The following is a 12,810-nucleotide window of genomic DNA, read 5'->3' as shown; positions in this document are numbered from 1 at the left end:
TTTACCTCAAAATTACTCAGAAGGTAAGTTCAACATAATTGAAATCCTTTGTCCGGGTATTAAAATAAAAATCTCCAGATATTAAGTTTAGTTAATAATTGACGAAAATGCTTATTTGTGAGATAATAATGTAAAAAATATTTGTTAACCTCAAATTGTTACTAACTGGCTTGCGAGAGATTGCAAGTCTGCTTGAGGAAGATGAATAATTTTTATTTACGGCTGCACAAGTTCGCCTACCTCTTATTAGGAATAAGTGGGTGGGCATTACATAGCTCTGTCGCCGCACAAATCATTCCGGATAGCACCCTGCCTACTAATTCCCTCGTTACTCCTAACGGAAATACTTTCAGTATAGATGGTGGAACAGCCGCAGGCAGCAACTTATTCCACAGTTTCCGGGAATTTTCGGTTTCAACTGGCAATACAGCATTTTTCAATAACTCGATCGACATTAACAACATCATTACCCGCGTCACCGGAGGGCAAATCTCCAACATTGATGGATTAATTCGCGCCAACGGACAAGCAAATCTATTTTTAATTAACCCCAGTGGCATTATTTTTGGTGCCAACGCACGCCTGAATATTGGAGGTTCGTTTCTCGCTTCCACAGCAAGTAGCCTCAAGTTTAGCGATGGTACAGAGTTCAGCGCCGCTAATTCCCAAACTTCAGGGCTGTTGACTATAAATGTTCCCATAGGGTTACAGTTTGGGCAAAGTCCTGGCACTATTCATGTTTCCGGGAGAGGACACAATCTGACATTGGAAAACGCTCCGATTCCTCCGCCTGTGCAAGTTAGCGATGAAAACTCAGGGCTAAACGTCAAATCGGGTCGTACCTTAGCCTTGATTGGTGGGCCAGTAACCTTAGATGGTGGAATCCTAATAGCAGAAAGTGGGCGAATAGAGGTCGGAAGTGTAGGCCAAGGACAAGTGAATATCAATCCAACTGTATTCGGATTGATATTCAACTATTCGCAGGTGCAAAACTACGGAGATATTCACTTATCTAACGCCGCATTACTGAATGCTAGTGGTGATGGGGGAAGGGGTATCCAAATAGTCGGAAGACAGGTAAAAATGAGTGATGGCTCCTTCGCCTTTACTAACACTCTTGGTTCTTTACCAGGTGGAGCGATCGATCTGTTCGCCTCAGAGTCAGTAGAATTAAATGGAGATAGCTCCAACGGTATCTCTAGTGGTTTAATAAGTCAAACAGTAGGGGCAGGAAATGGTGGTAATATTATGGTTTCCACCCACCGTTTAATAGTCAACAATGGCGGCAGAATAACCTCTGTTCTTTTCCAAACAGGAGACGGGGGCAGCATCTCTGTAGAAGCTAATGACTTAGTAAAATTTATTGAATCTTCAAGATTTAATAATGGCGCTGCAAGCGGCATCGAATCTATGAATTTTGGTTCTGGAAATGGGGGAAATATTACCCTATTGACTCGCCGCTTCCAAATCCTCAATGGCGGAGCTTTATCAGCTATTACTACATATTTTGGCAGAGGTGGTAATGTGCATCTGAAGGTAACAGATTCTTTAGAGGCGATTGGATTTAATAGTCGCACAGGTTTCCGAACTGCGATTTTATCAGAAACAATCGGCCCAGGAAAAGCAGGCAATTTGACGATTGATACCTCTAGATTAATTGTTCGGGATGGAGCGCGTATCGGTGCTAGTACTATAGCTACTGGAGCGGGGGGAATTTTAACTGTAAATGCGTCTGAATCTATTGAAGTTAAAGGGGTTGCTAGTGGAACCTCGCTGATTAGCTTGCTATCTTCATCAGCTTTATCTAATACTCCAGCGCAAAAATTTTATGGATTACCTGTAGTTCCTTCTGGAGATGCTGGAAATGCCACTATTAATACGCCGAGACTGATTGTTGCCAACCAAGCTCTAGTTGGTGTAGATAATCAAGGCTATGGTGAAGCTGGCGATCTGAAAATAACAGCAGGGCAGATTATTCTGGATAGAGGACGGTTAACTGCTGCTAGCGCATCTGGAGGAGGAGGTAATATGAACCTCCTGATTGGGGATTATGTGTTTCTACGCAATAACAGTCAAATTACAGCACAAGCGGCTGGGTCTGGTAACGGGGGTAACATGACTATTAATTCCCCGTTTATTGTTGCTATTAAAAATGAAAATAACGACATTATCGTCAATGCCTCTGCTGGTAATGGGGGTAGGATAAATATTACTGCTAAAGGAATTTTTGGATTAGTGCAAACTCGCGATTCCCTGAATAATTCCCTGAGCGAAATCAATGCCAGTTCGCAAACGGGGATTGATGGACTTGTACAAATTAGCACCCCCAATCTAAACCCTACTTCGGGATTAGCGGTATTGCCAGAAAAAGTTTCCGATCGCAGTAACCTTGTGGTTGTTAGGTGTGGCGCTGCGAGTGGCAATTCGTTTAGAGTTACCGGACAGGGCGGTTTACCGGTAAATCCTTACGACGCTCTCAGCAGTTGGTATAATACAGCAGGAGTTTCCGATCTAGAAACAGTCGCTCGACAAAGCGATCGCGCGGGGGAACGGGAAAGGAAACGAATTTCTGTTTCTCCAATAGCAAACGATCGAGCGCCTATTGTGGAAGCGACGGGATGGGAGATCGATCCAAAAGGAGAAGTGCAATTAGTAGTGAATGAAAAGGCTGCGATCTTTGCTGCTTCTTGGGATAATCAACCTATTTGCGCTATCTGATCGAGCAGTTTCGCTATATTACTCAACTGCCACTCTAGTTCCTAATTTCTCAAACAATTGCGCTACTTTATGTAAGTCTTTATCTCCAGGAGAGCGCTCGACACCGCTGGATAAATCGATACCGTTGGGTTGAACTTGACTCAGGGCTGACAACACGTTATCCGGTGTTAAACCACCGGCGAGCAACCAAGGGCGAGTGAGAGTGTAACCTGGTAAGGTAGTCCAATCTAGTGTTTTACCAGTACCGCCCAATTGAGTGGGATGGTAGGCGTCAAGCAGAAGCGTATCAACTGCATCCGTGTAGGTGTCTGCTTGAGATAATGAATCGGGTGTCTGCACTCTCAGAGCTTTGATAACTTCTACATCTGGTAAAAGCTGGCGTAACTGTTGGCAGAATTGGGGAGATTCATTGCTGTGCAACTGAACGCCATTCAATCCAGCCGCATTAACTATTTGACAAATTTCATCAATTGTGTTGTTTGCAAATACACCAATACGATCGACATTTACCGACAATCGATCTACCACCGCCCGGATCTGTGCAGGAATGACGTAGCGGGGAGATGTGGGGACGCAGATAAAGCCGAGAGCAGTTGCTCCCAGTCGGGCGATCGCATCTCCTTGTTCCGGCTTAGTAATTCCGCAAATTTTAACCCGCATCAACGCTACTCCATCACTACCAGTCCAATTTGTATCAAAAGTTTGAGTTTATGTTAACTCTTAAAACAGATTCTTGTTATTTAGTAAGCGCTTCTTATAATTTTTGTTGTTGTTTAGTAAAGCAGGAAAGATAGTTTGCTTAACTTAACTTTACTTGCGGCTGTTGTGGAATCTACCGTCCCCCGCACACCGAATTGGACTCCGGCTGTGGGACTTGTGATGATTTTATGCAACTTACTGGCGATCGCGATCGGTCGCTTCGCCATCCAAAACCCTGGTAGCGGCCCAGATCTTCCCGTTGGTAAACCAGCGCTGTTCAGGAATTTTACAATACCGGAATTGCTTGCTACAGCAAGTTTCGGCCACATATTGGGTGCCGGGGTCATTCTGGGACTGACCAACGCGGGTATCCTTTGAAAAGAAATCGTTCCAGAACCTCAGCTGTGCGATGGGTAGCTGAGTGGGAAAATGAAAATGTCAGTTTTTCGATTAAGGAGAAAAATCTTGATTAACTCGATGATACTTGCTGCCGCACAGTCTACCGTTCCCGCAACACCAGCCTGGTCTCTGAGTATTGGCTTGGTGATGATTATTTGTAACATCCTTGGTATTGCGATCGCCCGCTACGCTACCCAGGATCGGGGAAGTCAACCCTCTTTAGGACCGATTGGTATTCCTCAGTTAGTTGCGGGTACTAGCTTTGGTCATATCCTGGGAGCAGGAGTGATCTTGGGATTGACCAACGTTGGAGCTCTCTAAATTTTGGCTCTGACCCTAAACCGTCGATCGTAACTAACTGCTGCATTAATCAGGCGCTGTCCTAATTCTGGGTGACAACCATTTGGGGCAGCGTCAGCATCGCATTACCTATTAGAGGGAAAAAGCTAACAAAAAATTTTTTTAACAATTGTAATCTCATCCGAAGAAGTATTGCAGCAGGTCGCTCGTCAATAAAAGTTCCGACCCTTGAGAGACAGACTTTAAACAAAGTAGCGTTTATCCTAGTTAGATAGCACTCTATTGAATGGCATAAGTGGTAACGCAATTAAGCACGAGCGTACAAATTAGATTGATAAAAAAGTAAAGGAAAATTTTTTATGCAGGCAGGTTGGAGAATCGGAAGTATATTTGGAATTCCACTCTACATTGACCCCTCGTGGCTAATTATATTGGGTATTTTTACATTTGCCAACGGGTATAACTTGCAAGAGGCTTATCCGCAATGGAAATTGGTTACATCTTGGGGGATTGGCTTTTCGATCGCTATACTGCTGTTTGGCTCAGTACTGTTGCACGAATTGGGTCACAGTTTGGTAGCGCGATCGCAAGGAATTAAGGTTAGCTCAATTACCTTGTTTCTTTTTGGTGGAATTGCGTCGATCGATCGAGAATCTCAAACACCTGGTTTGGCTTTTCAAGTAGCGATCGCAGGGCCTTGCGTGAGTATAATCTTGTTTGGGTTACTGAATCTGCTAAGTTATCTATTGCCGCCGTTGAGTCCCGCGCAAGTTTTAGTTGCACATTTGGCAAATATCAATCTAGTGTTAGCTTTGTTTAACCTCATTCCCGGTCTTCCGTTGGATGGTGGGCAGATTTTGAAAGCAGCAGTATGGAAGCTCAAAGGCGATCGCTTTCAAGGTATCCATTGGGCAGCCCGCACCGGACAAATTTTAGGATGGGTAGCAATTATCTTTAGCGGTTTCAGTTACATAATCACATCAGAACCCGGTATACTCTGGATGGGTTTACTGGGCTGGTTTGTGTTGCGGAATGCCAGCGCTTACGACCAAATCACCAACCTACAAGAAAGCTTGTTGCAGCTAACAGCCGCAGACGCTATGACGAGAGAATTCCGCGTTATCGATGCAGATATGACGCTGCGCCAATTTGCAGACGATTACCTCTTACAAGCTACCCAGCCGGAGGTTTACTTTGCGGCTTCGGACGGTCGCTATCGGGGTCTAGTCTCGCTAGATGATTTTCGGGCGCTGGAACGCAGCGAGTGGGAAACTCAAACAGTTCGCAGTATTGTCAAGCCTTTGGATGCGATCGACACCGTGGAAGAAAAGACGCCCTTGGTGGAAGCGATCGAGCGGATGGAAAGTGACAAATTATCCAGAATTACAGTCCTTTCACCGGCAGGTACTGTGGCTGGTATTATCGATCGCGGCGATATTGTACGAGCAATGGCCCAAAAGCTGAACGTTAAAATATCGGAGGCTCAAATCAAACGGATCAAAGAAGAAGGTAGCTATCCCCCCGGATTACCCATTCCAGCGATCGCCCAAGCAGCCGCAGAGTCAACCGCAACGCAAACTAAAGAACCTCTCTCAACCTGAAAAACTAGGGTCTAGGGGAAAAGTTAAAGTTGTCCTAACCGACCTTCATCTATTGCTATAGTTATTTTTTGGTAGATCGCAACTGTCTGCTACCAAGCAAATACCGCCAGAGTCCAGGATGTCGGCGATTTAGTCCCATATCTCTCTGCGAGAGAAGGCGCTGTTTTGTCAAAAACTGATGATTATTTAATTGCCACAAGTGCGCCAATTATGCCAGGGGATCGTATATTAGTAAGATGATTGCAAATTTATGTGTTTCAGATTTCAAATTTGCTAGTGTTTCCCGCAAGTTGCGTGTAGCTTGTTTTGCGGAAAGACTACACCCACCCTCAGACCAAAGATTAACCGAAAATTTGAAATTGGAAATCTAAAATCTGAAATTCTCAGTAAATACGCTTTGGCTTCTATGGCAAGAGGTATTAAAAATGAACCTTTTTTTCCTCATTCCTCTGGCAATAGTGCCAGTCGCACTATTCATCTTTAAAAATTCGGCTGATGAAATGGCCTATCTCTCGGCTGCCATTTCAGTTGTGGGCTTAATTTTGAGTTTAGTTTTAGCACCTTGGCAGATTCAGATATTTCTGCTTGCAGTTGTAGCGATCGCGGCTAGAAAATTGTGGTTGTCGGCTATGAGCCAAGAGGAATCTGAGCCAGAAAAGGAAATAAAGCTCAGTTATCGGGGCCTCAACTACGAACATAATCCTCCGGAAGTTAAACTGACTGGAGATGAGATTATAGGAAAATATCGCGGTCAAGTTTGGAAATCTCCAATCGCAGAAGAACCCACCATAATTCAGCCAACCTTTACGCTCAAGTATCGAGGTGCTAGCGTTAACTATCAAAAATCAGTCACGGGAGCGATGACGCAGACGGATCGAGAGGAAAAACCTCTAAAATTGGCTGCGCCAAAATGGCGTGGAATTCTAACTCAGACAGAGGCTGCATCTGAAACTCAACCTGAAAACAACGCTCAGCCGCAGCAATCAATTCCTCCACAACAATTTGGATCGGCGCTTCTGCCCGTTGAATAATCGGTATGTCGATCGGGGGCGGTACAGCAGTCTCAAACACTTGGGCGAACAAGGTGCGATCTGGGTGCAAGCGTATGGAACCGTGCTGCAAAATAGCATTACCGCGATAAAGTTGAGCGCTACCGATCAACTTGGAATTATCTGCTAAAACTAAATCAGCTGCGGTGGCTGTCCCAAAACAATTGGGGTTGTGAATATAGCCGCGTCCAGCCAAACCGTAGTGTAACTCGACACCGAGCGATCGCCAACCCGCAATCAAAAATTCGCAAAGCTGTTGATAAACTTGGGTGCGACTGCCACTCAATCCAGAAGTAATCACAGCATAGGTTAAATCTCCTTGGTGCAGAACAGCTCGCCCACCGGTAGGACGTCGCACCAGTTCGATCGGTTGTCCTTGCCAAGTCAGGTGCTGCCAAAATTCCGGCCACTGACGCTGATGATAGCCTAACGAAATAGCCGGTGGACTCCAAGTGTAAAACCGCAAAGTGGGAGGATGCAAGCCTTGACGGTGCTGTTCGAGCAACCACAGATCGATCGCCATCTGCACTCTACCCGCAGCTTCAAACAGCGGTATTAAACGCCAAACAGGTTTGTCAACAGTCATTAGTTAGTTGTGATGATAATTTCAGATTTCAAATTTTAAATTGCAGATTTAAATAAAATTGCAATTTAAAATTTGAAAATTTTGCATAACTATTGATTATTGACCGAATTGTTCCTGCAAAGATTCGTCGTTATTATCTGCGATCGTTGCCACAATCGTAATAGCACGAGAAACTTCACCGGGGGAAAGCTCAGCCACAGTGCGAGAGGTTATGACGACAACTTGCTCGTTTACTATTGCAAAACGAGCCTCAAAAGTCTCAGCCCCATTCATTTCCAAAAGCTTACGCATCAATTGGGGTTCGTTCTTAGCAGGTAACTTTAGCACCGAAGACCACACAGTCAAGCTGTCATTATCTGTCGAACCGGTGAGATGTACAAACACTTCAACAGTACCGTACTTAAACTTCCAAATCTGACCGGCCTCCGTTTGGCTGACCATCGCGCTGTCTTCCTGTGCCATGCTAGAGATGACGGTTTGAATCACCTCGACGTAATCTATTTCCGTTGTTTCCTCCAGAAGCTCGTCTACTAGCTCATTGCTGGCTAAGGTTTGAGTAGCAACCGTTTGCGGATCTGGCTGGTAGGTGGTCATAAAAATTTCTCTTCGCGCTTCGTTTGGGTGTGCCTCAACCAAATTTATCGCTTCTGGGTATCCTTTGATTAACCTCTAGCGGTCATGCGCCAAACTGAAGATAACTTATAAGTGGTAAATATAGCCGTTTTCAGTTGCACGATCTTGTAGCGAAGAAACCCGGTAACTTCTGCAACACCGGGTTTCTCTGTACATCACTGACCTGAAAAGGGCTTTAATGTCCAAATAATAATGAATGGAAGCGGCGCTCCGATTCCCCCGATCGATCGCCATTCTAAGCAGTAGCTTTCTTCTGCTTGTCAGGAGCGGGATTCAAGCCGCTCAAGAACATAGGCACAAATTTTTCCATAAATGCCTTTGGATCGCGGTTCCAAACGCGCTGAGCTACCTCTAGTCGGGTAAACTGCAATTCGGGTGCGAGTAAAGTTTGGGGTATGCGTTCCATCAAGTATTGGGGACGTTCCCACAGAGGCATGGTATTGGCAATTTGCAGCAGGTTTTCCAAACGACGCAGTTCGGCACCCAGGACAATATCCATACCAGACTCGTAAGCTGCTTGTTCGATCGCCGCATATTTGCGCTTAGCTTGCTCAACTTTTTGCCGATGTTCCGGACTTTTGTCAGCTAGTTGCGCCAGCAACCTATTGCCCCAGCGAACGTGACCGGCTTCTTCTGGAAAAATTCGCGCAATAGTTTCCCTAATTTTGACATTTTCCTCTGTCTGAGGAGCTTCTTTGAGGGCGTGTATGTGGGCAGAGAAATATTCGCAACCCCGTTTTTCGGTAACGTTAATCGCAGCTAGAGAAGAAATCACAAAATCGTCTCTATCTTTGGTCGCATCTTTTTGGTCTTTATCTAATAGACGCTCAAATTCGTTGATATAGGAAGTACCGGGGGGCGTATTTACCTTCGCTCCCAAATCTACCAACAGGTCTGTTAACCACATAGCATGACGCGCTTCGTCAGAAATGTGACGAGATAGGTCGCGCACCAGTTCTGGCGGTTGTCCGTCCAACTCTTCGATCAGTTCCGTGAGGTCTTTGCAGCTGCGCTGTTCGCTGTAGCGGTAACGGTTGAGGGTGATTAAATGCACTTCGCGATCGCTCACCACTTGCTTCATAATCTGGCGAGCGCCAATGCTATTTCGCAGCTTACGCGGGTATGCAACTGTCATAAATATTTATTGCGTTTTGTGAACAACTATTTCGATCCTAACTCAGGTTTTTATTTACGAATCGATGCAAAAAAACCACCCGATCGCGATCGAGTGGCTTAGGCATTTATAGCTGTAGGTAAAAAGTCTCTTGAGCCGGGGAGTCGGAGAGTGGAAGAATTAATCTTTTACCTTTTCCTTCTCCCTCTTTTTTTGACTTTTGACTTTCTTAGCAATCGTAGTAGAGGGAGAACTCATAAGGATGAGGACGCAGACGCATTGGGTTGACTTCCTTATCCAGTTTGTAAGAAATCCAGGTTTGCAAGAGGTCTTCGGTGAATACGCCACTTTCAGTCAAGAAAGCGTGGTCTTTTTCCAAAGCTTCCAGTGCGCCTTCCAAAGAACCGGGGGTGGAAGGAACCTTCGCCAATTCTTCTGGACTGAGTTCGTAGATATCCACATCCAGAGGTTCGCCTGGGTCAATTTGATTCTTGATCCCGTCGATACCGGCGCAAAGCATAGCCGCAAAGGCCAAGTATGGGTTACAAGTAGCATCCGGACAGCGGAATTCCAAGCGCTTCGCTTTGGGATTGCTGCCGGAGAGGGGGATGCGGATGGAAGCAGAACGGTTGCCTTGGGAGTAAGCCAAGTTCACTGGTGCTTCAAATCCAGGTACTAACCGTTTGTAGGAATTGGTAGTGGGGTTGGTGATTGCCAAAAGTGCAGGAGCGTGCTTGAGCAAACCACCGATGTAATGGAGTGCCATTTGGCTCAAGCCAGCATATTTATCGCCTGCAAACAAAGGTTGTCCGTCTTTCCAGATGGATTGGTGGGTGTGCATACCGGAACCGTTGTCTTGGAAGAGGGGTTTCGGCATGAAGGTGACGGTTTTACCGTATTTTTTGGCAACGTTTTTGATGACGTATTTGTAAGTCATCAAGTAGTCGGCTGCTTCTACCAAGGTTGCAAAGCGAATACCCAGTTCGTTCTGACCGCCTGTAGCTACTTCGTGGTGATGCTTTTCAATTGGTACACCGCACTCTGCCATTGTCAGCAGCATTTCCGTCCGCATATCTTGCTGGGTATCGGTGGGTGGAACTGGGAAGTAACCTTCTTTGTAGCGAGGCTTGTAGGCAAGGTTACCGCCAGCTTCTTCTTTGCCAGAATTCCAACGACCTTCTACTGAGTCTAGGTAGTAGTAGCCTTTGTTTTCGGTTTGGTCGAAGCGGACATCATCGAAGATGAAGAATTCAGCTTCTGGGCCAAAAAAGGCCACATCGCCAAGGCCGCTGGAAATCAGGTAATCTACTGCTTTTTGGGCAATGGTACGGGGGTCGCGGCTGTAGGGTTGGTTGGTACGGGGTTCCTTGATGCTACAAATCATGCTCAATGTTTTTTCTTTCATGAATGGGTCGATCCAGGCTGTGGTTGGATCTGGCACCATTGTCATGTCGGATTCGTTGATGGCTTTCCAACCCCGAATGCTGGAACCGTCGAAGGGTACGCCGGCGTCAAAGGAGCTTTCGTCAATCTGGTTGTAGTAGAACGAGCAATGCTGCCAGATTCCTGGCATATCGATGAATTTCAGGTCGATAATCTTGATATCTTGTTCTTTGATCAGTTGCAAGACTTCTTGGGGGGTCTGGGGCATGGAATGGCTCCTTCAATTTTTGTACTTGCTTAAGTCTGGATACTGATAATGAGCGGTAGTGAAGGGTCAGGTCAAGGGGAGTAAAACTTAATTTTTGTTTAATTTACCGTTGAACTGAACGGGATAAGTTTGGCTGAGTCGAGCTGACACTAAAAAATAACTGCTCTTGTGTCTCCGGTCTGGGGGCAACGTTGGCCTTGGGAGAGGAGCGACTGAGCTATGAGAGGTTTTAGCCTGTGCTGCTAAAGGCAGCTCTCCCGTGATTAACGCCTAAAAGCTCATAGTACCTGCATCATCCTAAAGACAGAGGGGACAATATTTTGTATTTTTAGCTACAAATTTTTTGTATTGGTGGAGGACAAAAATTTAGAAAAAGTTAAAATTTGTAGCTAAATTGACAGAATGCTGTTTTACGAGTCGGTCTGACCTGTAGAATCGTATCAATAACTACAGTTTATCGTGGCAATAACGATGGCTTTTAAGATGCAGGCAGATTTCGATCGACAAGAAGCGCTTCAATATCGTGCGGGACAGCGAGTGGAACTGAAGCAGCGTCCGGGTGTTGTGTATACGATCGCAGAATACGACCCGATGATGGTACCGCCGGTTTGGTTGACGAATGACCCGCAGCCGCGTTATCCGGAAGAGTTGAATGTAATCCCCAGTCAGGTTATGGACTGGTTCAGACCGGAGTTCCGCAGTAGGATACAATATCCTGTTTGTCGGTTGAACGATCGCTCCAAACAAAAAGCTCTTGTTTAGTGTTGCGCTCCCAACGAATATGCTTTGGGATACAGCTAGAGGGGGATCGTTTTGTTGTAAACTACAATCGGCTATCTATGCCACGCGGAAACGATTGTGCTTCCAGGCTGAGCTTTGTCAATCTGGAGCGTCAGCCTTGAAGGAAGCGTGCTTTTTCTGTAGTTAGTAGGACGGAAAGCACGCAGAGGTAATTGTGCAATAGCAAAACCCCCGATAGTAATCACTGGGAGAGCAATTTCATGCGGGACGCAGTAACAAATCTGATTAGAAATTATGATGTCACCGGTCGCTATCTAGACCGCAATGCCGTCGATACGCTAAAAGCTTATTTTGAGACGGGTACGGCACGGGTTGCCGCCGCAGCTGTAATTAACAGCAATGCAGCGTCAATTGTCAAGCAGGCTGGTTTGCGGTTGTTTGAAGAACTGCCGGAACTAATTCGCCCCGGTGGAAATGCTTACACGACTCGTCGCTACGCTGCCTGTCTGCGCGATATGGATTATTATCTGCGCTATGCCAGCTATGCTTTGGTGGCAGGCGATAATAATGTTCTGGATGAGCGCGTGTTGCAAGGGTTGCGGGAAACTTATAATTCTTTAGGTGTACCGATCGGCCCAACTGTGCGCGGTATCCAAATAATGAAAGAAATTGTGAAAGAACAAGTAGAAGCAGCCGGGATCGTAAATTCGGCATTTGTAGATCAGCCGTTTGACCACATGACTCGCGAGTTCAGCGAACAGGATGTATAATTCTGTGGGTTGAAATCGCAGCGATCGAATTAAAATCTGCCTGCACTAATAGAAAAAATAGAGCGATCGAGCTTTTTTCCCTGGTGAGGGAATGGAGTGCGATCGCTCAGTCAATTTTGGATTTTAGATTTTGGATTTTGGATTTTAGAAGATTTCATACCGCCTCGTTGTTTGAGTTTTTGTTTCTAAACTCATCAAACTCGGCTGATAAATGCGTAACTTGTGTATAACTTTGCTTCGTCAAATATTTTGAACCGTCGCAGAATAAATGATGCTGTTGGTAAATGTAAGATTATATAAGAGCCAAATTCTGTAGGGGCGAAGCATTCGGGCGACAGTTTATGAAACTAAACCGAGATCTAAGTATCCGAATGCTTCGCCCTCCCCCACAAATCGCCTGTATCGAAAATATCTCGCGAAGACAGGGCGAAGCATTTGGATATAAATATTCTCGTTGAGTTACAAAGGTTATCGCCCAAATGCTTCGCCCCTACAATCTCTCTTCCCCAAGTTCGATCGCAAAAAGTTGCGCCCAAACATATAGAACGA

At 45.6% G+C, this 12,810-nt stretch carries 12 protein-coding genes; 6 read left to right on the top strand and 6 right to left on the bottom strand.

What is annotated here, in order from left to right; genetic code table 11:
- Positions 1 to 201 precede the first annotated feature (201 nt).
- A complete protein-coding gene (locus tag H6S82_RS04725; protein WP_190472914.1) occupies positions 202 to 2,718 on the top strand; it encodes a filamentous hemagglutinin N-terminal domain-containing protein in 2,517 nt (838 codons plus the stop codon).
- An 18-nt stretch (positions 2,719 to 2,736) separates the two neighbouring features.
- Here H6S82_RS04725 and H6S82_RS04720 read toward each other — a convergent pair whose 3' ends face one another.
- A complete protein-coding gene (locus H6S82_RS04720; protein WP_190472918.1) occupies positions 2,737 to 3,378 on the bottom strand; it encodes a phosphoribosylanthranilate isomerase in 642 nt (213 codons plus the stop codon).
- Between the two features lie 135 nt (positions 3,379 to 3,513).
- On the opposite strand from H6S82_RS04720, the gene psaK (H6S82_RS04715) reads away from it, so the two are divergent.
- From psaK (H6S82_RS04715) to H6S82_RS04705, 3 genes are all read left to right on the top strand, one after another.
- Positions 3,514 to 3,795: a photosystem I reaction center subunit PsaK gene (gene psaK, locus H6S82_RS04715; RefSeq protein WP_190472920.1), complete on the top strand. Its 282-nt coding sequence runs from the start codon at positions 3,514 to 3,516 to the stop codon at positions 3,793 to 3,795.
- An 87-nt stretch (positions 3,796 to 3,882) separates the two neighbouring features.
- Entirely contained in the window at positions 3,883 to 4,137 is a 255-nt protein-coding gene (gene psaK, locus H6S82_RS04710; protein ID WP_190472923.1) for a photosystem I reaction center subunit PsaK, read from the top strand.
- 338 nt (positions 4,138 to 4,475) lie between these two features.
- Positions 4,476 to 5,717, top strand: a complete 1,242-nt coding sequence (locus H6S82_RS04705; protein WP_190472926.1) for a site-2 protease family protein — start codon at positions 4,476 to 4,478, stop codon at positions 5,715 to 5,717.
- Positions 5,718 to 6,566: 849 nt separating this feature from the next.
- Here H6S82_RS04705 and H6S82_RS04700 read toward each other — a convergent pair.
- The 4 genes from H6S82_RS04700 to glnA all read right to left on the bottom strand — a co-directional run bounded on the left by H6S82_RS04700 (position 6,567) and on the right by glnA (position 10,750).
- Positions 6,567 to 7,352: a biotin/lipoate A/B protein ligase family protein gene (locus H6S82_RS04700; RefSeq protein ID WP_190472929.1), complete on the bottom strand. Its 786-nt coding sequence runs from the start codon at positions 7,350 to 7,352 to the stop codon at positions 6,567 to 6,569.
- Between the two features lie 96 nt (positions 7,353 to 7,448).
- A complete protein-coding gene (locus H6S82_RS04695) occupies positions 7,449 to 7,946 on the bottom strand; it encodes a YbjN domain-containing protein (protein WP_190472932.1) in 498 nt (165 codons plus the stop codon).
- A 274-nt stretch (positions 7,947 to 8,220) separates the two neighbouring features.
- Complete coding sequence (locus H6S82_RS04690; protein ID WP_190472935.1) at positions 8,221 to 9,120, bottom strand: ferritin-like domain-containing protein; 900 nt, start codon at positions 9,118 to 9,120, stop codon at positions 8,221 to 8,223.
- A 208-nt stretch (positions 9,121 to 9,328) separates the two neighbouring features.
- Positions 9,329 to 10,750: a type I glutamate--ammonia ligase gene (gene glnA, locus H6S82_RS04685; protein ID WP_190472937.1), complete on the bottom strand. Its 1,422-nt coding sequence runs from the start codon at positions 10,748 to 10,750 to the stop codon at positions 9,329 to 9,331.
- 471 nt (positions 10,751 to 11,221) lie between these two features.
- On the opposite strand from glnA, the gene H6S82_RS04680 reads away from it, so the two are divergent.
- Both H6S82_RS04680 and apcB read left to right on the top strand, forming a co-directional pair.
- Positions 11,222 to 11,512 carry a hypothetical protein gene (locus H6S82_RS04680; RefSeq protein ID WP_190472939.1) on the top strand — a complete coding sequence of 97 codons (291 nt, stop codon included), beginning with the start codon at positions 11,222 to 11,224 and terminating at the stop codon, positions 11,510 to 11,512.
- A gap of 239 nt (positions 11,513 to 11,751) precedes the next feature.
- Positions 11,752 to 12,261: an allophycocyanin subunit beta gene (gene apcB, locus H6S82_RS04675; protein WP_190472941.1), complete on the top strand. Its 510-nt coding sequence runs from the start codon at positions 11,752 to 11,754 to the stop codon at positions 12,259 to 12,261.
- A 359-nt stretch (positions 12,262 to 12,620) separates the two neighbouring features.
- Here apcB and H6S82_RS32970 read toward each other — a convergent pair.
- Positions 12,621 to 12,810 (bottom strand): hypothetical protein (locus tag H6S82_RS32970; RefSeq protein WP_206756851.1); only part of this gene is annotated, 190 nt, incomplete at its 5' end.

The organism is Planktothrix sp. FACHB-1355 (genome assembly GCF_014748295.1).
In the GTDB taxonomy this organism is placed as follows: Bacteria; Cyanobacteriota; Cyanobacteriia; order Cyanobacteriales; family Aerosakkonemataceae; genus Aerosakkonema; species Aerosakkonema funiforme_A.
Note: the sequence above shows the minus strand (reverse complement) of the source record. Positions and strands in the feature narration are given on the sequence as shown.